The organism is Ohtaekwangia kribbensis (genome assembly GCF_042676245.1).
GTDB lineage: Bacteria > Bacteroidota > Bacteroidia > Cytophagales > Cyclobacteriaceae > Ohtaekwangia > Ohtaekwangia kribbensis.
On the sequence record NZ_JBHTKA010000001.1, the window covers coordinates 879,280 to 903,764 of the forward strand.

Genomic DNA, 24,485 nt, shown 5'->3' on the forward strand with positions numbered 1-24,485 from the left:
TTAGTGGGATGAGCCACGGAAAAAGCACTCGTTTTTTCACCAAAATCTCTACATCTGTACGAAAGTCTGTCAAAAATCGCAGCTTGTTTGTTCACACTTTCCAAACTTTGGTTAATAACCTAATCTTCCTAACGTATGGAATCAAATCAAACCCTCGTCCTGGAAATCACAGACGAAAGCAACAGTAAAACAGACATTGACCTTGGTGACGTTACCAAAGTGCTCATCCTTTCCATTCTTTCCTTCGGGCTTTATAGCATCTGGTGGAAAATGCAGTGGATGTGAACACGACACATTCGTAAAGAAACTTCTACAGTTCTGTTTTATTCTTCAGTCTGGCTTTGTCCTTGCCAAACCGCAAGGCATATAGGGACAGACTATAGCTGCCTCAAATAAAACCAGGCGTTCCCAATATTGTTAAATATTATCAACTGAGGTCGATTCGGTACATCTGTACAGAAGCAATCGAAAAGTTAGGGCTTATCAAGGTGCTCTTTGCAATCTTTGGTAATAACCTAATCCTGACCAACCATGGAATCAAATCAGATCCTTGACCTCAACATTACTGATGAAAGTAACAGTAAAGTAGAAATTGAAATCGTTGATGGCATGAAAGTGCTCATTCTCTCTTTAGTTTCCTTTGGCCTGTACGGCATCTGGTGGATCTATAAATCGTGGCGTTTCTTCAAAGAGAAAGATGGCCTTGACATTATGCCGGTCGCACGCGCTATATTCTCTATCTTTTTTCTTTACTCTTTATTTGAAAACATACAGCACTACGCTAAGTCTAACGGGTATCAGAAAAGCTACTCCAGTTGGGCGCTTTTTGCTGGCCAGATCATTTTCAGTATTGCTTCGCGATTGCCTGAACCGTACTGGCTGATATCCATTGTATCATCTTTCTTTCTACTGGCTCCTGCTAACGCCCTGAATTTTGCTATCGCCAATTCAGAACAGTATAAAGCAACTACTATATCGGGTTTTAATGGTCGGCAGATTGCTGTGCTGGTTATCGGTGGTATATTCTGGATACTGGTGCTAGCTGGTTTATTCCTGGCCCCTGAAACCCAATACTAAGGAGCGTATATTCTCAATCAACAACATGTATATATAAGCAATTGAACCTGTTCAAAGTATATTTATATTATATACCTCAGAACAGCTTCAATTGATCTTGTACCGGGTCTCGCTTTTCACGCGCGATCACCTCTCCAAAATTAGAAAGCGATATACCCAGCAACCGTACTTTCTTGTTGTTCATATCGGCTGCCGCCAGAAGCTGTTGAGCAGTCATGACAATCGTATCTTTATCATTAACACCATGAAGAAACGATTGACTCCGGGTAATAATCTTGAAGTCGCTATATTTTACTTTGACGGTGATCGTTCGTCCTTTGAGTGTATAGTGATTCAAGCGTTTGCTCACCGTTACAGCGAGCTTATCGAGCTCGGTATACATTTCTTCCAGGGTAGTAAGATCGTACGCAAAGGTATCTTCCGCTCCTACTGATTTTGTTTCGCGGTGCGGCTGCACTTCACGATCATCCTGTCCGCGTACAATCTTGTAAAAGAAGCGTCCTGTTTTACCAAAGTGTTTTACGAGTTCATCTTCGGATAATTTCTTAAGATCAGCCCCGGTGTGCAAGCCCATCGCTTTCATCTTGGTTGCTGTTACTTTCCCTACACCGAAGAACTTCTCCACCGGAAGCGACTCCATGAACGACTGGATACGCGAAGGACCAATGAACGTGAGTCCATCCGGCTTCTGCATATCAGACGCTATCTTGGCAACAAATTTACTAACCGATACACCAGCGGAAGCGGTGAGATCAAGTTCATCTTTTATAGCCTGCTTGATCAGCGTAGCAATCTCGATGGCAGAGCCTATATTCTGTTTATCTTCCGTAACATCGAGAAAGGCTTCGTCCAGCGACAAAGGCTCAATGATATCGGTATACCGATGAAAGATCTCACGTATTTTTCCGGACACTTCTTTATAAACTTCAAAGCGTGGCCGCACAAAGATTATATCCGGACACAGTTGCAAAGCTGTTTTGGAAGGCATAGCTGAACGAACACCAAACTTGCGCGCTTCATAACTGGCTGTAGCCACAACGCCACCCCTACCCTCTGGTGAACCACCGACCGCAATGGCCTTCCCTTTATACTCCGGATTGTCCCGTTGCTCGATAGACGCGTAGAAGGCATCCATATCAATATGAATGATCTTGCGGAGCCTTACTGCCGGTTGATTTTCCATGAAGCTTACCGTTGCCTGCACAAATATACAGCCTCTTCTTTCAACAGATGCTTCCGGTTGATATATACTCCTTTCTATCTAAAACAAATCGATTACAGCATCATACCACCTGAAGCTTCTATGCGCTGCGCATTTACCCAGCGGGCATCTTCGGTACATAGAAACGCGATAACTCCACCTATATCATCCGGCTCGCCCACGCGCCCCAGTGCTGTAACCGATGTAATGGCGGTTGTTACTTCCGGATGCGCCTCAAAAGTACTTTTCGTGAAGTCGGTATGAATAGCACCGGGAGCCACAACATTTGCACGTATACCACGCGATCCTAATTCTTTCGCGAGATACTTCGTAAACACTTCGATCGCTCCTTTCATAGAAGCATACGCACTATATCCCGGGAAAGAGAAACGCGCCAATCCGGTGGACACATTAATGATACTTCCGTTATAGGCCAGCATGGGCAATAGTTTTTGTGTAAGAAAATATACTCCCTTGAAATGTACGTTGCAGAGTATATCAAACTGTTCTTCGGCTGTTGTTGCAATGGGTGCGGCATATTCTGTGCCGGCATTATTAACCAGGAAATCGAACGTATCGCGATTCCAGTTTTCTTTTAACGCGACCACGAGCTGCTGCGAAAATGCATCAAATGATTTTACCACACTGGTATTCAACTGCAGCGCAACGGCTGCCCTACCGGTATTTTTAATCGCTGCCACAACAGCATCTGCATCTTCCTTACGATTATTATAGGTAATGATCACATCAATACCTTTGCGCGCCATACGCAACGCCGCATTTTTTCCGAGACCCCGACTACCGCCCGTGATAAGAGCTACTTTACCTGATGTTTGCATAGTTTGTATTGCTTGATTTAACAATACAAACTTCCGCACCATGTGTTGCAAAAAATGGTGACGAATTCAGGTTAAATGGTGATGAGTTCAGTTTTTAATATCATGCGCATCGACCTTAGACAAGTGTGTTTTTCTCCACACTGGCGAGTATACCTTTTATAATCGCGCTGATTTCTTCGCAGCGATTTACAATCATAAAATGTCCTCCGTCTTTTATGCTATAGTCCGGAGTGCTGCCGCTTAAGAGCCTGTCGCTTGTACCATGAATAAGCACAGCATTGGGCAACAAGATTTTATTCTCCCAGTTGATAATATGATCGATGGCCCAGTGTACAAAGCGTTCATCGGTAGAATTCAAAATATCTTCCAGTAATTGGCGCTCTTCCTTACTGGATACACCAAAGAGCCATGCAATGATTCCATATAAATCTTTCATGCGGCCCATCGGCATAAGCTTGTTAAAATTAACAGCGCCCATCACACGATAGTGTAAGGGTATATCTTCCTTCGTTTTTACAGAAGATATAAGTATGATCTTTTCGGTTTTGATCAGCTTTCCGATTTCAACCGCAATCATACCGCCAAATGAGACACCAATCAGTACCGGATTTTCAACCTTGATCTGTTCACAAAGTCTGGCCGCATACTGCTCCAACGTTTCATCTTCATTTGCACGGATCCATTGGAGACACGTTCTCTTATACGGCTGCAAGTCTAAATATTCAAATACGCGCTCGTCTGCCCCGAGCCCGCTTACCAGGTAAATCTCTTTCATTTTTAAATCATGCATTCTATATAAATCCATTCCCATCACAAAAAACATGAATATAGCTTTTAAACAATACGTTTGTAGAATATACCGTACAGTTTTAGGAACATTTAATGCAGCGGAAATCATAAAATCTACTTACATTAAACAACTCTATCCGGGGTGTTACCCCATCCAAAAAAAGTGAAACAACTTACGCATAAAAGCTGGATCAATTTTGCTGTATCACTCACTATTGTATTGATCATCCTCAACGTTATTATTACGCTTAACAATAACCGGATCATGGAAGAAAACCGTTTGCTGCAACGGCAGGCGGAAGAGATAAAAGTTACGGTCTCACAATTCGCCATCATCATTATACACAACCTCGACCTGGGTATTCGCGGGTATGCGTTATTCAACCACGACAAGTTTCTATATCCGATGCATTTTGCTTTACGCGATAAAGATTCACTCTTCCTGTCCGTTGGTAATTTACTAGAGCAGCAAGGTTATCCGCTGGATGAGTTCTACCAGTTGCAGGACTCCACCGATGCCTATGCCGACTTGTGTGTACAAATGAAAAAACTGATCGATGACGGCAACATGGATGAATTCAAACGACTATCGAACCAGGATAAAGGCTATAAATTATGGCTGCAATACGAAAAAGTTTCTACCAAGATAAACCGCTTTGAAGACGATATAAATAGCCAGGCATTTACAAAATACCACACAGCCCTTCGCAATAATTACCTGGTGCAGATATTTCTCTTCCTCACCTGTGTACCGACATTACTTTTCACGGCCTTTCAAACACACAAAAAATTTGCTATACAGGTAAAGCTTCGTGAATCAGAAGCAGAGAAAGCCGTTATACTTTCACGGCAGAACGAAATACTTGAGCGACAGGTAGCAGAACGTACCCGCGAGATACAGGCACAAAACCGGATGCTGCAAAGTAAACAGGAAGAGATCACCGCGCAGAATGAAGAACTGAAAGCACAGCAGGAAGAAATCTCGAAACAGAAAGATTTACTGGAGAGTCAGAATAAAAAACTGAGTGAGGCACAGCAAACTATATTGATGCAAAACAAGAAGATCATTGCCAAGAATGATTCACTGGAGGAAGAGATTCGCGACCGTACAAAAGAGCTTATCGAATACAACCAACAGCTGCAACAGTTCGCATTTATAGCGGCTCACAATTTACGCGCACCGGCCGCACGCATTCTCGGCCTGGGTAAGGTGTTAGACTATGCCAGTGATACCAATGAAGAAAAACTGATCATCGACAAACTGATCAGCTCAACACATGAATTGGACACGGTTATTAAAGACCTGAATGTTATTCTTGAAATAAAAGGTAATGGAACAAGTTTTCTCACACCGGTAAATCTCAACGAAGAGCTTGCCCTGGTCATGTCAAACCTGGAACGGGAAATACAGGGAACGCATGCCGACATACGCGTAAATTTCGAAAACGCCCCGGTAATAGTATGCGTAAAACCCTATATCGACAGCATACTTTTCAACCTGGTGAGTAATGCTATCAAATATAGACATCCCGATCACAAACTTGTTATCGAAGTAAAATCATACCCGATCAATGAGTATATCTGTATCTCGGTAAGCGACAACGGACTCGGCTTTAACACCGAAACACACAAACAAAATCTGTTCACACTATATAAACGCTTTCACTTCCATGTAGAAGGTAAAGGCATGGGGCTATACCTGGTAAAAACACAAGTAGTAGCCATGGGAGGCAAGATAGAAGTAGAGAGCAAGATAAATCAGGGCACTACGTTCAGAATATATTTACGCAAACGGCCGCCTGAAAATTTCACCATGCGCACTGCCTGAACTTTATTGCGATGCCCGAAAAGTTGCACCGCAACTGCTAAAAAGTTCATTTAAACGCTGTAAAGACATCTTTCGCAAGAGGCTTGAAGAATATAGTAATAAAGTAACCTTACGAGGAATCAGTATTTTTACTGATATAACGCTCAATTCATCACGGATGTATCATTTGAAATAAGCCCCTATACTTGCAGAGATTTGATTCAAGGAGAATGCAGCAAAAGCACAATCTGCCTATGGAAGAATTTAGCCTACGTGAATCCTGCTATAAACTGGCCAATAAACTAAACCGGTATCGTACGGTATTGCTGAAGCTGAACATAGACGTTCAGCTAGACGATGTCTATTTGGGCAACCACGATCGCCTGGTGGGCGCTATCAAGCATGGCTGCCTGTTTTTAGCTAAATCCTTTGACATCAACGAAGTCTTTATTGAGATCACGCGAAAAGATCAATTCGACAATGTAACGATGATCGTTATCGACATTACCGGGTACGACCGCGAGAATATGAAGATCGATCTCAGCAAAGGCAACGAGAAGAAAATTACATTTCCGTTCCGCCTCATCAATGCACCTACCGAAAATACAAAGCGCCCGTTTGAAGGTAAAAAAGTATTAGTGGTGGAAGACAGTAAAATCAACGCGATGCTATTTCAATCCATGTTGGAAGGCTGGGGATGCACAACGCTGCTGGCAGAAAATGGAGAGGACACCGTGGCCCTGGTATCGGAGCAACACGTTGACCTAGTGTTGATGGATGACCTGATTCTTGGCGAAGATGGAAATATAGCGACAGCAAAAATCCGGGAGTTCGACAAATATATACCAATTATCAGCTGTCTTACAGCCCCGGTGCTGAAAGAAAATATAGCAGATGCCCTGAGTGCAGGTGCCAGCAGTTGTTTGCTGAAGCCTGTTAACAGTGCTGAGCTCTTCAGAATTCTTTGCAAGTACCTATACAAAGCTAACACCGCCCAGGTAGGTATGCAGCTTACGAACATCCTGCAGTAAGAGCATTACAAACCTGAACAAGAGAGACACGCCTCTATGAAGCGTATTTTTTTAATCCTATACCTGTCTCTTTTCATGGGCATAACTGCTCATGCACAACAGCCCTTTGTGCAGTATCATACATCCGATGTATATAAAGCAGCTTCACTTCAAAACTGGTATATCAAACCCGACTTTCAGGACAATATTTTCATTGCCAACAACGAAGGCGTATTAAAATATGACGGTACCAAATGGGATATGTTCGCACTTCCCAACAAAGATATTATCATGTCTATGGCTCCGGATACACTCGGTAATATATATGTAGGAACCAATTCGGATCTGGGATATTTCCGCAAAGATTCAACGGGACAATATAAATACCACTCGCTTCTAGATCAGGTTCCTGCCCCCTACAATAATTCAAGTATATATCTTATTGCAGTTTACAAAAATGCCATTTTTTTCCAAACCGATGATTTTATACTCCGCTATGAGGATAAAAAATTCTATCCTATAGATATTTCTAACCAGGGGCTCGTGAAAGTTCAAAGCCGGCTTTACCTGGTAAGGCATAATGAAATGTTGCTTTACAAAGAAGGAAAATTTGAACACGAAGATTTTAGTGATGAGCTCAATAAAATATCAATACGCTGGATTGATGCCTATGGTATAAGCTCACTTATTATCCTTGATCAACAGCAGCAGCTATGGACCCTTGACATCACACCGGGTGCAAATGGCAAACTAAAATTATTCCCAAATGAATTAAAGTCTCATGCACGGGGACAGGATTTTACGGTACTCAGGGCTCTTGATAACGGTATGATCGCAATCTCATCTGACGAGGAGATTGTCTTCATGAACGGAGACGGCAATATAACATCTACACTGGATGTTACTGCGTTGGGCGATTTTGTAACGCCCGGCATTTTGTTTAAGGACATGCAACGCAATTTATGGATCTCTTCCAATAATGCTCTTATCCAGATTATTGCCAGTTCGCCACTCACCTTTTACGACAAGCGAAACGGTTTACAAAACCAAATTGTATCATTGGGAAAATCTGGTTCGGATCTATATGTTGGTACCGCCAGCGATCTTTATTATAAAAATACTCCCGACACATTTATACCTATTCAGAAAGGAGGCTGCTCAAATTTTCTAAACATCGGTGAGCATCTGTATGCTGCGCACAATACCGGTGTTTACGAACTGAAGGGCTCAAAGGCTATACAGATCGTTAGCCATACAGAAGCATACGTTCTGTCTAAGATTCGAAATCATACCGACCGGATGATCATGGGGGCAGTAGACGGGCTCTTTCTTCTAAGGAAAGAAAAGGAAGTGTGGAAAAAAAATCAGATTAAAGGTTTTGACGACATAGGATTTTTTCTGGCGGAAGATGAGGACGGATACCTGTGGAGCAGTCATCGACAAAAAGGAATTTACAAGATTCTGTTAAACGAAGAGATGGATGAAGTCATATCAGTATCATTTTATGACAAGCGTCATGGTCTTCCATCAAATCTAAACAATCGCATTTATCAGTTAAACAGCAGCGTTGTAGTAACCACAACCGATGGGCTATACAGGTATAACAAGGCTAAAGACCGGTTCGAACCAGACTCCAAAACACATACGTTACTTGACAATTTCTGTATATATAGCGTGGCCGAAAGTGCAGAAGGAGATATTTATTTCTGGGGAGCAAAGCCCGGCCAGCAAGAAACAGCAGGAGTATTTAAAAGTCAACACGATGGAACCTATAAGGTATACTTCACTCCATTCAACAAAGTTGCTATCCCTATTCGCGACTTGCGCATTGGTGTACGCGCCCCCATTTTAATAACCGGCCCGGAAGATGTTTTTATCGGTAACGAACTGAGGTTGCTTCACTATAATCCAAGTCAAAAAACATTTTATGACGATCCTGTTTATACTTCGATCCATAACGTTTGGGCAAAAGATTCGCTGATCTATACGGGTAACCAGAATTCACATCAGCCGGCAATTGCTTATAGAAACAATAGCCTGAAGTTCGACTTTTCAAGTTCATTTTATGAAGATGCTGAAAAAACAGTATACCAGCATAAACTTGAAGGTTTTGAAAATGAATGGTCTGACTGGTCGAGCAGTCGTGAGGCTGCATATACAAATATACCTGGAGGTACCTATACGTTTTTAGTCCGTTCTAAAAATATATATGACGTTATCAGCGCACCCGCGGTGTTCACGTTTACGATTCAATTTCCGTGGTACCAGAAATGGTGGGCCTACGTACTATACTTTATTTTATTAACGGTTATCATCTGGACAATTATATATTACTATACGCAACAGATACGTTTACAGAAGAAATTACTTCAACGCTTGGTTAATGAAAAGACAAAAGATCTTATCGCCAAAAACCAGGAAATTCTGAATAAGAACGAAGAGATTTCAATGCAGGCTGAATCGCTCGAAAACCTGAATCTTACCAAGGACAAAATATTCTCCATAATATCGCACGACCTGCGCGGTCCCATTCACCAGGTACAACAAATGCTCAACCTGCTGGAATATACCTTTATAACGGAAGGTGATTTCAAAAGTGTTTTGCCTGACCTCAAGGAAAGCGTACGCTATACCGTAAGCCTTACTGACAACCTGCTACATTGGGCCCGCAACCAGATGGAAGGTGTGAAAGTTAAACCTTCAGCATTTGATATTCATGAAATCATTGAGGAGAACTTCCGCCTGTTCAGACCGCTGGCAACCCGTAAAAATATAGTACTCACCAATACATTTGAAAATCATGCCGATGTTTACGCTGACAAGGACATGATCAAACTGGTAATCCGTAACCTGGTGAACAATGCCATAAAATTTACCGACACCACGGGCCGCGTGGAGATGGGTGCGCATATAAAAGAGAAATATATTATGGTATACATCACCGATACAGGCAAAGGAATCCGAAAAGAAGACGTTTCAAAAATTCTGCAGAAAGAAACGTTCTCCACCACAGGAACGCAAGGTGAACGCGGTGTTGGTCTAGGATTAAGTCTTTGCCAGGAGTTTATTGAAAAGAACTCCGGTCAGTTATACATCGAGAGCGAACTTACCAAGGGAAGCAAATTCTCTTTCACCATTCCTATATCGGCATAAGCTTCTCGGCAGTCGATCAGCACATTTAGCCCAGTAGTATATGATCAATTAACGCCTATTGTTATCCAGGCGATCATTTTTTTGGTCAAAAAAAAGGGGCACACATATCTGTGCGCCCCCGACCCAAACCCCACTATCGAAATAAGCGGAGAAATCTTCAATCATTGTAACACAACAACATTTACTATCACACTATCTATTATTCTATAGCACAAAGTAAAGCATCTTCTAAATCATCTGTTCTCTGTATTAATAATGGTAGGGCCACCGATTTTATTACTAAATACATGTCCGTATTTATACGGATATAAAAATGATTGGGAATAGTTATATCAAAGAACCTATCTACATCTGTATTTATCATACAACCACGTAGGTATATTCCCCTACAAGCGGAACAACAATCGCTGGCTACCTTTACTAAATCCTAACAAAATTTACTTATGCGATTCAATTACCTAAAGCGATCAGGATTGCTGCGCTATATCCTGTTGTTCATGATCGTTACGGTCTGCCAAGATCTGATGGCGCAAAACCGGCATCTTGAAATTCAGAAAAAGAGTTCGTACGAATTAAAGGGAGACACGCTGATTCTCGATGAGCTTATCATGCATGATTCCTCCTACCTGGTTCTGAAACACGGTACTTCGGCATCCTATATCAAAATAAACAAGCTAAAGATCGGTAAGCAATGCTGGATTATTGGTAGTGGCATGCACGGTACAAGCTCAAGGCCTTCTAAAGATGCAGATATATCAGAAGGTCCGTGTAACCATGGTAAACCCGGTGCTGATGGAAAAAATGGTGCGAATGGTGAACGAGGAAAGAATCTTACACTTGAAGTAACACAGCTTGAATCGAACATGTATCCTTTACTGTTACGACTGAATGGAGGAAACGGTGGTGATGGCGGAAGCGGTGGCAGTGGCGGCAATGGAAGCAAGAGTACGATCCACTGCGATTGCAACGGAGGAAATGGTGGCAATGGCGGAAATGGTGGCGATGGTGGTGCCGGTGGTACATTTACATTTCGATGCGCACAATGCCCTGCTAATTTACTCTCCAGCGAAGTAATCAAATTTAACCTGCACGGTGGATACTCTGGCTATGGTGGTGAAGGGGGGCGCGGAGGCGCTATCGGAACTGGAGCTATGCAAACTTCAAAGCGCGGCACCAATGGCAAGCATGGTGAGCGAGGCAAGAACGGACAGGAAGGTAATTTTATATACAACAAGGCTGGCTCCTGATCAATTTATATATTGCTATATACCTAAACTAAAAAAAGCCTCGTTCCGAAATATACCCGGAACGAGGCTTTTTAGTTAATGAGTTATACAGTATTCTGCTATCCTAATTTACACTTTCTTTCAGCAAGGCATTAACAGTCTCGTTGAATCGCTCGATATATTGATCGTAATAAAGACCAGTACCAGGTCCGGAGAAACCAGTGTGTATCTTTCTTACTTTACCATCTTTACCGATGATGATCGTTGTCGGAAATGCCATTACCTTGTTCAGCATGGGTAATGTCTGCGATGCTTTCTCTTTATCGTTGGTTCCTGCTATTACAAATGCATACGGCACTTTCAACACGTCAATCATCTTGCGAACACGACCGCTGGCATACGAGAAATCACTTTTACGTTCGTAAGCAAGACCTATAATTTCAACACCTCTGCCTTTATTTACATTATACCAATGGCTTAAGAAAACTGTTTCGTCCATACAGTTTGGGCACCAGGTACCAAAGATCTGCAGCACGACAACTTTACCGGTATATTTAACATCCGGAAATGTTACTTTCTTCCCAGCGATGTCAGGAAAAGAGAATTCAATTTTTTCATAGCCAGGTTTCAGGTACGTAAGTGACTCCGGATCTGGCAGACTCGCGTTTTCATCTTTCTCCGCTGTCCAGAATTCTGTCCAGGTAAGGCCCGAGAAAAACTCACCAAGTAATTTTCCTTCTCCATCTTTGTTGGCAGTAAACAGATACGCGTGGTTGCCATCAAATGCACTGAGACTCATCATACCATTGACTACACTTCCCTCCAGGTAACGATAGTCACCTGTTGTAGTCAGAAATGTACCGGTTATGTGGTTACCCTGTTGTTTGAAAATACCAATAGCATCGGATGTATCGGTTTCGTGAATAAACTTCACAGCATATTTACCGCTATAGTCAGGTTCGTTCGCATTGAAATTAACTTTTGCAAAGCGATAACCTTTTCCGTGAGCTGCATGAAAAGGAACTTGATAATGTTGTTCATAATTCTTAATGAATACTCCGCTAAGCGAATCGCCTTGTCCGAATATTTTGGCTTTGATGTTAGCATCAAAAATATGAAGCGCTATATTGATAGAATCGCCTGTGATACGTACTTCATCGAGACGTAAACGCTCTTCTCCGTTCATGATCTGGATATCGTATCCACCGGCTGCATCGGTTGTTACTTTAAAGTTGAAGGGTAACTCCAGACCCTGCATTTCCAATACGCCTCTCCATACCCCGGATTTGATGGTAGATTTAGTTGAGCCTGCTGTTGCTGCACCAGCAACGAACAGACAAGTGATTAAAGCAATGACTGTTACAATTTTTTGTTTCATGGTGATTTAGTAAAAAATAGACGCCACAAAAAACGTTAAAAGCCAGACGCTTCTCTCACGGTATTTATAAACAGAGTTGTGTACTATGTACACCTAGATACCACTCCGTAAAAACACGTATAGTATAGTAAAAAGATGAGAAGAATAAAAGAAGACTAGTCCTCCAGTATTTCAATTTCCACGCGAACGTTTTCCTGCGCTTTGGCACTGTTCTTATTATGAACAGGTCTTTTACCGCCCCACGCCTTGATTGTCATTCGTTCTTTTTCGATACCGGTACTGATGAGGAAATTACGGATAACACGAGCTCTCTCTTCGGAAAGTTCTTTGGCGGAACCGAAGCCTTCGCGTGTATTGGACAATGAAAAGAAATTATCAGATTTACCCATGTAGACGATCTTGCCGTAAGCACTTCCATTGGTATGGCCGTGAATTTTTATTTTATACTTCGGATTTTCCTTCAGCATTTCCACAAGGCTGTTTACTTCGTAGTTAGACTCTGGTCGCATGATCGCGGCATCTTTAAAAAAGTAAACGTGGTACATCACCGCGATATCACCTTTCTTCAATCGTACCAATTCAAATGGAACAACTATATTCTGACTAGAATCTTGTGAGACACCATCCATCGCCAGGGGATCCTGAAAGTTAATGGTATTCTGTGCGCGTCTGTATCCAAACACTTCGCATATAAACGATACATCGGTGAGATCACTGCGCTCAGCAACGCGCACCGGCATATTTGATTTATAGCTGCCGATCTTTCTCGAACGAACTACATCAATCGCATCAACATCTCCTTCGACAGCTTCACCATCATTCGCGCGGAATACATGAAACAGGAAACGCTTTCCTTCACCTTCATCAATACTGGCAGATTCGCGAACAGGCTCGCGATCAACAACAGCTTCCGGTTTGCGTTCAGGTGGAGCAACGACACTCACAGTTGAGGATTCCAGTTTCTTTTCTGTTGCTGTATTTGTTAAGGGAACGGAGGTCATGGTTATTTTATCTTCGTTATCATCGGTGAGAACATGAGCATCCAATATCTCTCCATGATAAACCCATGTATCGGTCAGGTTAGCTTCCAGGCGTACTTGCTGCGCCTGTTCAACAGCCTTCTCGCGATCATCGGTGCGAAGTACATAAACGTAGTATAAATTTTTATCGGTATTCAAGGCATAGGATGCAGGTAACTGCAGGGAAGAAGCATGCTTAACAAAATTGGTCGCGTTATCATGAACGGCAAAAGCACCTATAACAACATAGTATTGATTACTGGCAATAACATCAGGCTCTGTATTATTCTGCGATTGTACACTGAAGTGTATCATCACACTCATTGCCATGAGTAGTACGGACTTAAAAAATTTCATACTCAAAGAACTTCCTATACTAAAATTATACTGATTGGGATTTTACATTTCGCTTCCTGCTTTTCATGCACGCCTCACTCCTCTCCTACTACATCAGTCCGTTTCCACGTTTTACCATGATCGATCTGCTCAACAATTTCAGCGTGCTTCTTATAGACTGAAAAAAGAAGTTTCGCTTCATACTCGGTTATCTTCCTGACAACAACAACCCGCGGAGGCTTATCTGGTTTCCCTTTTACTGGCATATCGGTCACTGAATTATTTCCCACAATACTTATCTCCTTCAGATTTCGGTATATACTCTCATCCGGCTGGAATCGCAGCAGAGCTATAAACAAAATTACCCTGAAGGCGACAGGGGCAGTGTCAGGATTTTCCAGCAGGTAACAACCGGATTTTACGCGAATCGATATCCGTATTTTTACGGATATACCATCGTTACATCACTCCCCACATCAGGAAAAAACCATCAAAAGAAAAATCAAAAAAAGAACACCTACACCAAACATGATCGAGATCACCTCTCTATCGCCTCTGTTCATGTTACCGTTTGACTGCATATTGTTATTCGTTTGTTTTTTTATCGATTCAACCTCGTTGTATATCTTCCTAAATGAAAGATACACAGCCACAAAGATAGACCGGAAGCAAACGTCTCACGATAAGCTTCTTTACCTAAAGCAGAACACAATTTTTACGCTGAGCTATATCCGTAGAAATACAGAGAGTTAAATCCGTGCACAAGTTCCAACAAACCCGAATACGGCTACATGGCACAATCGGTGCATCATCCACGATGGCAATTTATCTTACATCGGTTATTGCATCGCTGACGGTTCTAAAAATTCACATCTTCACGATCTTTTTTCATCATTACCAAAATATTTCGACAAAAATATACCAACGTCAACTTCCTGATATTCTCAAATATATCCGCACATCTTACTTAACCGATCCGTAATTATACTGATATATACATCTGTGTAGTACGGAATTCGTGTATAGCATCTCACCTTACCTTTGCCAAAATGGTCTCTGTATCAGGTAAGGCCCTATATATACTTTTTAAATACAGCGAAAGTTATGCTTAAATCTGTACGATCGATTTTTTTGTTTCTAGTTACCTCAGCGCTTATCCCTACCGTTGTAAATCATGACGCTCTAGCACAATGCGTAGGACTCCCCACTGTTTCATCACTGGGTAGTAATAAGTTTCCGGCAGGTTTCTGCTCACCGGTAAGCGCGCGCGTTACATACAATGTAGGGTTCTTAACACCTGTACCTGCAGGTGCTGTAGATATATACATTGACTGGGGCGATGGAAAAAATTCAATACTACCACAGGCACAAGGGCAAACTTCCTATAGTGCTGATGTTACACATACCTTTCCTGTAGACAGCGACTGCGAGTTTGTCGTTGTGATGACCTTACGGTATAAAGGATCACTATGCCCTATAACACGCCAGGTACAACGCATTGCCTCTTGGCGAACCGATGAATATAACGGAGGTAAGGTACAGCTAATCTCACCCGTTACCGGAACCAATGAACACCAGGTCTGCGCAGGTGTTGATATATCAGTGGTGTTTCAGGATGCAACCAACTGGAACTGTAATCCAAACTACATACACCCTCCCGGACCTGATGCAGTGGAGAGTCCGAATATAGCGAACCGCTGGCAGCAGATTGTCTACAACACAGGCACTGCTGTGCCGAAGATACCGAACCTGAAAGTAGATGGTATACCCGTTACCGGTGCCGGTGGCGCAGATATACTCACCAACTACCAGGATACACGCGGAGTTAACTACATGAGCAGCTCTGCCGTGATTGCCAATAATAAAAGACCTTCGCTCGAGATTACAGCACCCGGAGGATTTGGTGCGGGCTATCCTCAGGTTGGTGATGTGATCGAACTGAAAGTTCGTTACTGGAACTTCTGTAATCCATACTCCAATAACCCGTTATCACCACTCGTGCCGGTTAACGGAGACTTTGTAAACGGAGATAACCCTCCCGTGGAGAAAACTGCTACCGTACGTATCGTCAGCGCTCCGCCTCCGCCAACACCTGCTGCTGATCAAACTGTTTGCTACAACAACACACCGAATGCTTTTGCTATATCCGGTGTACCGCCCACGTATATTGTTAACTGGTATAAAAATGTGCCGGGAGCAACTGACTCCCCCGGGGCGTTAATTACTTCGGGCACATCTACATCATTGCCGATTACTTCGCATCCGGATTGGGTAAACAAAAAAACTCCGGGTGTATATAAAGTGTGGGCCAGCTATCAGCCCAACGTAGCCAACGGGTTGAATTGTGAAAGTCCGAAGGTACTGGTGAAGCGAACGATACGCGAAGATATAACGCTGCCAGACCCGGTAAGCACCATACCAACTGAAGTATGTAACAGTACATCCACCGGTACAACCACGGTTACCATTACCATGCCACCGCTTACAACGGAACCGGTAGGCGGAGCCACACAATATGCATGGACGAGTTCATCGGGAGTTACACTGGCTTCGAGCACGGATGTAACCGCCACGTTCAAGTTCAACGTAAATTTCTCATCAGGACAAAGATTTGTTGACAGGACTATAGCGGTACGCAAACAATATGCAAGCTCGCCTTCCTGCTTTAAAGAAAAATCATATACTATACGCGTATACAATCCATCGGTTGGCGGAACACTGTCATCTGCACCGGATGTATGCCAGACATCACCAGTCGGTAACATTACACTCTCCGGAAATATAGGCGATGTATTGCGCTGGGAAGTATCCGTAAACGGTGGTGCTTTTACTGAAGACGCATCGCTTGGAAAAGGTACTACCATATCACCCGGTGTACTTTCACCAGGTGTATATAAATTCCGAGCTGTAGTAGATAACGGCCCCTGCAACGAAGCAGTCAGTTCGGAAGAGCAGGTTGAAGTATCTACGAACCCCGGGCTACCGGCCAATGCAGGTCCCGATCAGTTTGTATGTCAGCTTACCGGGGCAACGCTGAATTCCAATCCCCTTGCGGCAAGCGATCCATCACCGGGCACAGGCAAATGGTCTTATATAGGAAGTGTACCTTCCGGATTACCGGAGCCAACGTTTAGCACCGACAAAACCGATCGCAATGCCTACATATCGGTTCCATCTGCGAACGCTGGCGCCTATACCCTCCGCTGGACGGTAAGCAGTGGTTCATGTTCCAGTTACGATGATGTTGTCATCGACTTTGGAACGGACCCTACCGATCCGACTGCCGGTGCTGATAAACAGGTATGCGGCCCCTCTACCGTGCTGGAAGGAAATACACCTTCGATCGGAACGGGTAAATGGAGTGTAGTAAGTGGTCCGGGCAGTTGTGCCGGTGCTGCATGTTCTATCAAGATAGATAATACAGGCGCGGCAAAATCACCTGTAAATCTGCAAGGTTCACCATATATATATGGTGCCTATACCCTTCGCTGGACGATCACCAGTGGTGGTGCTTCATGCTTCGAGAAAACAGACGATGTTGTTATTACATTTGATGAGCCCGCTGAAATTACTAGCGCTCCGGATATTGACAGTGTTTGTCTCGATCCGAAAAACTTCACGCCGATAAAAGTATCTGGTATAGTTTCAGCTGGTGCTACCGGTGGTCATTGGGAGAATATATCCGGTAACGGAACTATATCTGCCAGCACACAAAGCGGCAGCGGACCGATCACCATTGAAGCAACCTATACACCAACGCAGGAAGACTATGATGCCGGTGTACCGATCCGGATAAAACTGGTGGCTACGCCAGCCGCTACGAGTTCATGTTCATCTGTAGAGGAAGAAGTAAAGATAAATATAGACCGCAAACCTGTTGCCAACGCAGGCATTGATATACCCAACATCTGCGAGAGCTTTGTTCAGTTAAATGCAGATCCGGCAACCTACAACGCCACGGGTGCATGGACTACAAGCGTGGCAGGCGTTACGTTTGATGATAAAACAAATCCACAAACAACCGTGCGTGGATTAACCGCTGCCCCCAGCAGTGTACTCGTTACCTGGACGCTCACCAGCGCAAGCGGCCGATGTGTATCCGATCCTTCATCGATTACACTTACACGTGCAAAACTTCCGGATGCCAAATCATTTACCACACGTATATGCGAAGAGCCTCCGGCCGGTGCACCGGTTACCGGTAATATACTCTTAACAAACTATGAGGATTCTGTTACTACATTACCTGCAGCAGATCGAAGTATAACCTGGTATAGAAATGGGACACCTCCTGCGGGGACGCAGGTCACCGATCCAACGATACAGGAAACCAATATTACTTCGGGACAAATATACCTGGCCCGCATTCGCGATATATCTTCCAATTGTACCAACGATGCTATGGTTACGGTAGACGTGCGCGCGTTGCCGGTAGCGAAAGATGCCACCGTTGCATTTTGTGAAGATTCTCCCGGCAGCAACAAAGTATCGAATATAGATCTGAATGATGCAACGTATATAAATGAAGTAACCGGTGGTGCCAATAATGTCGCTGTTGCCTGGTATCCCTCCTTGTTCGATGCACAAAACAATACCTTCGAGATAACGTCTCCGGTCGAGGTAAACGGTAGCGCTAAATATTATGCACGGATAACATTCAAAGACAAACCATCCTGCGCAGACTATGCTGAGCTTACACTGACAATAAAAAATATTCCTGCAAGCAGCGAGATCTTCGGAAGAGAATCTGTTTGCCAGGGCGATGCCGTTGAAATATACCAGATCACTCCTATAAAGGGTGTTAAGTATCGTTGGAATATACCGACTTCGTCCTATAAAGTTTTTGGTGGCGGAACGGACAGCGATTTCTTTGTACTGCTGCAATTTCCTACAGCCAGTGTTAACGGTATAGCCGATACCATCAGTGTTCAGGTTGAACTGAACGGATGTAGCGCGCCTGTTACCAAGAAAGCGATACTCGTCTCTCCTACTCCCGGCAAACCCACTATACATGGCGACTCGGTGGTCTGCGAAAATGATGAAGGCATCAGTTACAACGTAACCCCTAACAACTACCCGGCTTCATCCTATAGCTGGGAAGTACGTAAGTTGTCCGACAACTCACAGGGCGGAGCATTCATCTCCGATGGTCAGGCAACAAACAAGATCCTGGTAAATTTCCTTACGGAAGATGTTGTGATCAGTGTACAGGAAAGTAATTCGATATGCGTTAGTCCGCTGGCGAAAGATACGATACGGGTAAACAAGCGACCGATCATGTTGAATGGTGATGCAGACGTCTGCAGTGATTACGCGACCGGAGTAAAATTCCAGGCTGATCCATCAAGCCCGGTTCCGATCAACAAATATAACATCACCAATGCGAGCTTCGCCACTGAGATCATACCGATCGTTGGCCCGACCAAAGGCAATGGCGTTGCCGATGATGCTATCGTGAACGATCAGTTCCAAAACCTGAAAGCAGTTCCGTTACCGGTGAACTATACGGTGATCCCGGTAAATATAGGATCCACCGGCAAAGAGTGTCCAGGAGATGCCGAGATCATTACGCTCACGATCAAACCGGAACCGCAGCTTCACCCTACACTCGACAAAGAATTATGTAGCGATATTGAGACAGGAATCATTCTGTCATCCGCATCCAACACATTCCCGGCTGACAAGTTCATCATCGAAAGTATATATGTACCAGCTGGTGTAAAGGCTATTTCGGCTATACAAACACCCGATGCCACTACACAGTATAATTCGGACGCCATTAAAAACCATCAGTGGGAAAACAACAACGGTGCCGACAGTACAGTAATATATACCATTCGTCCGTACAGCACACAACTGAATTGTGCCGGAGCACCGCGCCAGGTAAAAGTTACCGTTCATCCGAACACAATCATCAAGCCTGTAACTGACTTTGCGGCCTGTAACAACGATCTGTTGCACGTACCTTTTGAATCCACGAACAATACTGACGCAACCTTTACATGGACTGTAAAGAATGCTGATGCTTATATCTCCACCGGTTCAAACTCAGGTCAGGGTGATATTGATAATCTGCTGGTACAAAATTCAAAAACTATTGATGGCACTGTAACATTTGAAGTGATCGGTACAAACCCGGCAACGGAAGGAAACTGTTCAGGATCTGCCATTACCTTTACTGTAACGGTGCATCCTTCTCCAGAGGCAACAAAAATTGAAAAGACGGTTTGTTCTGATGTTCCGGGAGGAAACACTTATACCGCAGACCTGAAGGCACTCGAGTCATCGATAACACCGAATGCCGGTAAAGCAGATACAAGACTCACCTGGTATAAAAGTCAGACGCTGAATAGTGCTGATATTATTCCGGATGCAGATTTGAAAAAGTATACCGTAGAGAACCAGATACCACTCTATGTAAAAGTAGAATATATACCCACAGGCTGTACCAACGTTGTTACGGTTGAGTATACCGTTAATCCGTCAGTATCCTTTGAAGCAACACCACGAAGCTTACTCTGCAACGGTCTCAGCAACGGAGAGATCAGTATCGTTGTTAAAAACGGTACACCCACCTATTCCTACAAGATCAACAACGCCATACCTGTTACAGCACCTTCGGACAATTATACCTTTACTTCACTGTCGGGTGGTAATTATACCATTGTAGTAGAAGACCTGAAAGGATGCCGTGCAACATCCGTTGTATCACTGTTCGAACCTACCGCCCTGGCAGCAGATGTTAAATTAAAGAAAGCAATCAGTTGCTTCCAGGCTAAAGACGGTGAAATAGAAACCATTGTTACCGGGGGAACCGCGCCTTATACGGAATATCGGATCGTGCAAAGCAACGAGCTCGATGCAGACAACGATGGTATATTTCAAAACCTCGGTGTAGGAAGCTATAACGTACGCGTGAAAGATACCAATGGCTGCTTTGCTACTTCGGAAATGCTCACTATGGATCAGCCTACACCAGTCGAGATCAACACGGTATCAGTCGCTACCGATGATGATGGCTATAACCTGACCTGTAAAGATGCTACGGATGGCGAAGTAAAAGTAACCTTCACCGGAGGTACACCTGCTGCCTCCGGCTATACCGCAGTACTGTCTAAAGTAAACGATGCCACTACCTCTGCCACATTACAAGGAACGGACAGCGTACGCTTCAAGGACCTTGGTAAAGGAACCTATACCATCGTGATCAAAGATGGCAACAACTGTGCATCACGTCCTTCAGCCGCTACGATTCTGAATCCACCTGCGTTGAACGGAGGTTCTATAGGTGTTGATCAATCGGTTTGTCTCAACACACCGGCAGAAAAGATCACAGAGCTCTCGCCTCCTTTTGGTGGTGTGGAGAATTACCGTTACCAATGGCAACAGCAACAACCTCCGGACGGAGAAGCACCGACAACGGATAACTGGATTGATATACCAGCATCCGCGAATGGAAATTCCAATGAATATACTCCGGAAGTGTTAAGTCAGACTACATACTTCAGAAGACTTGTATGGAGTGTCTCGACTCGTACGGGTAAATATTGCGAAGTAAAAGGAACAGACGAACGCGAGATGGTAAAGATCACCGTAAACCAGCCACCGGTAGTCCGTCTCGATGCACCTTCAAATTTGTGCTATGGCAAACCGGGACAGATCAAGCTCATTGTAGAATCCGGTGCTATACCGATTACCTATAGTTATACCGATGGCACCAATACCGTATTGAACGAAGAAGGCGGAAAAACCAGCGTTGTAGTTCTGCCGGAGATTACAGAAGACAAAACGTATAAATTCTATGATATAGTGGATGGCAACGGCTGTAAAGGCGATGACCAGGAAGCAAGCATCAGCGTTGTAAATGTTTCTACCGACTTTTCTATTGTAGGATCAGACGCGCAATGTCCAGGTAATGACTTTGAATTCAAATGGAATGTAGAGCCTGATGTGAAATACGAATGGGTTTGGTCGCGCGACAGCTCAACCGTAATTCGTGAAGATTCACTTGCAGCTGGCGAGCATACCATCAGACATGGCTTCGCTGCCGGTTCACCGAACAACTCCACCGTATATAACGTGAAGCTGAAGGCATCGAACTTCCTGTGTACACCAGATCCGACCACACGTGAGATCACCATATACCCGCTCATCGCGCTCAATGTGTTGCCGGGCGATACTTCGCTCTGCAGTGGCCAGACCATAACGTTCCAGGATCAGTCTCTTGGTATTGATCACGGCACATGGTACTACCATGTACCAGGCACAACGGACAGGCTGGAGGAAAAACCAGCTCCGGCCGCAGAAGTATCGTATGTAATGACGAATACATCTTCGCAGGAACCTATTATATACGAAGTAGTATACCAGGCCGCCAACGCAGAAGGTTGTACCGGTGAGTATAAAAAAGAAGTCGTAGTATACCACAGTGCTACGGCAGACTTTACTTACGACAATGTACCTCCGCTAACTGCGGGTTTGTCAACCATTACGTTTACCAACACATCGTCCACTATTAATACAAATGACTTCGAGTATATATGGGACTTCGATGATATAAAAGCCACACCTCCTACTGCAAATGGTGCAGGTCCTTATACCGTAGAGTATCATGCTGCGGGTACCAAGGAAGTTCGCTTAACCGTAACCAACATCGCTGCGCGCAATGCAGGCGAAACATGCTCGAGTACAAAGATGGAGAAGATCACCATTCTGTTACCGGCTGTAAAGGCTGCGTTCACCGCTACACCGCTGGCAGCATGCTTTCCAGCCAATATTGAAGTAACCAATCTGTCTCCGGGAGCCGATGCTTTCCATTGGACACTTTACAACGGCAGTACACTGGCTGACAGTTCATCGCTGCGCAACCCGGTGTTCAGGGTATCCAAGCCGGGTAAATATAGTATAGCACTGAAGGCTGAGTTCCGCTCTACCGGACAAAGCGATAGTACAAGTATTCGTGGTATTGAAGTATTTGATGTGCCTACTGCCAACTTCGAGTTGCGTCCGTCCATAGTATATATACCCGATATGGAAACGCAAACTTTCAATTTCTCCACCGGAGCCAACCAGTATAGCTGGAATTTTGATGATGGCACAATTTCCGATGAGACCGAGCCCAAGCATCTCTATACGCTGGAAGGTAAATATACCATTACACTCGTGGCTGGCTTCGACAACGGCAGCAAGGATGTTAACGGTGACGGAACCCTGGATGGAAATATAGTATGCTATGACACCGCGCAACACCAGGTTGTAGCTATACAGGGTGGATCGTTAAAAGTACCGAATGCATTTACACCAAACGTAAACGGATCCACACATGGCAACGGGGTTCCGGGCAGCGGAACATTCAACGATGTGTTTATGCCGATTGTAAAAGGCGCTGAAGAATATACCATGCAGATCTATGACCGCTGGGGAAATATGATCTATGAAACGGTAGATAAAAATCAGGGTTGGGATGGATATGACCGGAATGGCAAACTGATGCCGGCAGGTGTATATGTATACAAGATGGTGATCCGGTTGAGTAACGGCCAGCGCACCACCAAAGTTGGCGACATCACCCTGATCCGGTAAATGTATATATCGTCAAATAGAACGAAGCGATGAAAAAATATATAGTATTCATTTTTCTGTGTGCAGGATTTGTGGCAACTGGTCAGGACCCGCACTTCTCACAATATTACCAGGCACCGCTATATCTCAACCCGGGGTTTACCGGTATAACGCCCCAGCAACGCCTCGTGGTGAACCACCGTATACAGTGGCCTAGTCTGCCACAGGCGTTCTCCACATACGCAGCCTCTTACGATATTTTTGTAAATGAACTGCGCAGTGGTTTTGGTATACTTTTTACAACGGATAAAATGGGCTCGGCCGGCTGGCGCACCACAACAGCCAGCCTGCTATATTCTTACAAGATAAAACTTACCAGCAAACTTGTTTTTTCACCTGGTATATCTTTTGGTTATGGTATGAATGGAATTGACCGCACCAAGTTACGCATGGGCGATGGACTTGAGTATAACGGCACTTCCCTCGATCCGGAATTGAGCAGGATCGGCAATGAAAATTACCTCGACTTCGGATCGGGCTTTGTTTTATACTCAAAAGAGATATGGCTCGGAGCTTCTTTCGCCCACATCAATCAACCTGATCTTTCAGTGTTGGGAGAAAGCAGCCGATTGCCGATGAAGACTTCGATACACGGTGGTGTAAAGATTCCGCTGCAAGGCTCGCGCACAGCACGACCATCGTACCTCACGCCCTCTTTCATTTATCAGATGCAAGGCGCTTCATTCTCACAACTTGATCTGGGTTTAAATTATCACATCGACCCGGTATCACTTGGACTCTGGTATCGGGGGAAGCCGTTCCAGAAAGGTGTGAACAACACGGTTGAGCAGGACGCCTTCATCATTTTTCTCGGACTATATTTCAAGAATTTCAACATCGGGTATAGTTACGACTTTACCATCTCCAAACTGCAGTCTGCCTCGGGCGGAGCACATGAGGTGTCCCTTGTATACGAATTCGCGGCACGTAACTCGGACAAGAAGAAAAAGAAATACAAGCTTATTCCCTGCCCTTCTTTCAATAGCAAGGAAGGCTTCTGGAATTAGCCATGCTGTCTCATAAAAAAAT

Annotated in this window: 14 protein-coding genes; 8 read left to right on the forward strand and 6 right to left on the reverse strand. The window is 44.1% G+C overall.

The window, feature by feature from the left end; genetic code table 11:
• The first annotated feature begins 135 nt into the window (after nucleotides 1-135).
• Both ACFQ21_RS03510 and ACFQ21_RS03515 read left to right on the forward strand, forming a co-directional pair.
• Nucleotides 136-285, forward strand: coding sequence for a hypothetical protein (locus ACFQ21_RS03510; RefSeq protein ID WP_377574911.1), 150 nt, complete (start codon nucleotides 136-138; stop codon nucleotides 283-285).
• 246 nt (nucleotides 286-531) lie between these two features.
• Nucleotides 532-1,077 (forward strand): hypothetical protein, encoded by a 546-nt coding sequence (locus ACFQ21_RS03515; protein ID WP_377574915.1) that lies wholly within the window; start codon nucleotides 532-534, stop codon nucleotides 1,075-1,077.
• Between the two features lie 76 nt (nucleotides 1,078-1,153).
• Here ACFQ21_RS03515 and dinB read toward each other — a convergent pair whose 3' ends face one another.
• The 3 genes from dinB to ACFQ21_RS03530 all read right to left on the reverse strand — a co-directional run bounded on the left by dinB (nucleotide 1,154) and on the right by ACFQ21_RS03530 (nucleotide 3,892).
• Nucleotides 1,154-2,260, reverse strand: coding sequence for a DNA polymerase IV (gene dinB, locus ACFQ21_RS03520; protein ID WP_377574918.1), 1,107 nt, complete (start codon nucleotides 2,258-2,260; stop codon nucleotides 1,154-1,156).
• A gap of 92 nt (nucleotides 2,261-2,352) precedes the next feature.
• Nucleotides 2,353-3,117: an SDR family NAD(P)-dependent oxidoreductase gene (locus ACFQ21_RS03525; RefSeq protein ID WP_377574921.1), complete on the reverse strand. Its 765-nt coding sequence runs from the start codon at nucleotides 3,115-3,117 to the stop codon at nucleotides 2,353-2,355.
• 115 nt (nucleotides 3,118-3,232) lie between these two features.
• Nucleotides 3,233-3,892: an alpha/beta fold hydrolase gene (locus ACFQ21_RS03530; RefSeq protein ID WP_377574924.1), complete on the reverse strand. Its 660-nt coding sequence runs from the start codon at nucleotides 3,890-3,892 to the stop codon at nucleotides 3,233-3,235.
• Nucleotides 3,893-4,069: 177 nt separating this feature from the next.
• On the opposite strand from ACFQ21_RS03530, the gene ACFQ21_RS03535 reads away from it, so the two are divergent.
• The 4 genes from ACFQ21_RS03535 (at nucleotide 4,070) to ACFQ21_RS03550 (ending at nucleotide 11,123) form a co-directional block, all read left to right on the forward strand.
• Entirely contained in the window at nucleotides 4,070-5,734 is a 1,665-nt protein-coding gene (locus ACFQ21_RS03535) for a sensor histidine kinase (RefSeq protein ID WP_377574927.1), read from the forward strand.
• A gap of 233 nt (nucleotides 5,735-5,967) precedes the next feature.
• The gene (locus ACFQ21_RS03540; RefSeq protein ID WP_377574930.1) at nucleotides 5,968-6,744 is read left to right on the forward strand and encodes a response regulator; all 777 of its coding nucleotides are present in this window, start codon (nucleotides 5,968-5,970) and stop codon (nucleotides 6,742-6,744) included.
• 75 nt (nucleotides 6,745-6,819) lie between these two features.
• Nucleotides 6,820-9,876 carry a sensor histidine kinase gene (locus ACFQ21_RS03545; RefSeq protein ID WP_377574932.1) on the forward strand — a complete coding sequence of 1,019 codons (3,057 nt, stop codon included), beginning with the start codon at nucleotides 6,820-6,822 and terminating at the stop codon, nucleotides 9,874-9,876.
• Between the two features lie 443 nt (nucleotides 9,877-10,319).
• Complete coding sequence (locus ACFQ21_RS03550; protein WP_377574935.1) at nucleotides 10,320-11,123, forward strand: hypothetical protein; 804 nt, start codon at nucleotides 10,320-10,322, stop codon at nucleotides 11,121-11,123.
• Nucleotides 11,124-11,226: 103 nt separating this feature from the next.
• On the opposite strand, the gene ACFQ21_RS03555 is transcribed toward ACFQ21_RS03550, so the two are convergent.
• From ACFQ21_RS03555 to ACFQ21_RS03565, 3 genes are all read right to left on the reverse strand, one after another.
• The gene (locus tag ACFQ21_RS03555; RefSeq protein WP_377574938.1) at nucleotides 11,227-12,480 is read right to left on the reverse strand and encodes a peroxiredoxin family protein; all 1,254 of its coding nucleotides are present in this window, start codon (nucleotides 12,478-12,480) and stop codon (nucleotides 11,227-11,229) included.
• Between the two features lie 155 nt (nucleotides 12,481-12,635).
• On the reverse strand, nucleotides 12,636-13,856 hold the full coding sequence (locus tag ACFQ21_RS03560; RefSeq protein WP_377574940.1) for an OmpA family protein: 1,221 nt from the start codon (nucleotides 13,854-13,856) through the stop codon (nucleotides 12,636-12,638).
• A gap of 74 nt (nucleotides 13,857-13,930) precedes the next feature.
• Nucleotides 13,931-14,101 carry a hypothetical protein gene (locus ACFQ21_RS03565; protein ID WP_377574943.1) on the reverse strand — a complete coding sequence of 57 codons (171 nt, stop codon included), beginning with the start codon at nucleotides 14,099-14,101 and terminating at the stop codon, nucleotides 13,931-13,933.
• An 838-nt stretch (nucleotides 14,102-14,939) separates the two neighbouring features.
• Here ACFQ21_RS03565 and ACFQ21_RS03570 point away from each other — a divergent pair.
• Both ACFQ21_RS03570 and ACFQ21_RS03575 read left to right on the forward strand, forming a co-directional pair.
• Complete coding sequence (locus ACFQ21_RS03570; protein ID WP_377574945.1) at nucleotides 14,940-23,417, forward strand: PKD domain-containing protein; 8,478 nt, start codon at nucleotides 14,940-14,942, stop codon at nucleotides 23,415-23,417.
• 29 nt (nucleotides 23,418-23,446) lie between these two features.
• On the forward strand, nucleotides 23,447-24,463 hold the full coding sequence (locus ACFQ21_RS03575) for a PorP/SprF family type IX secretion system membrane protein (RefSeq protein WP_377574948.1): 1,017 nt from the start codon (nucleotides 23,447-23,449) through the stop codon (nucleotides 24,461-24,463).
• Nucleotides 24,464-24,485: the final 22 nt, after the last annotated feature.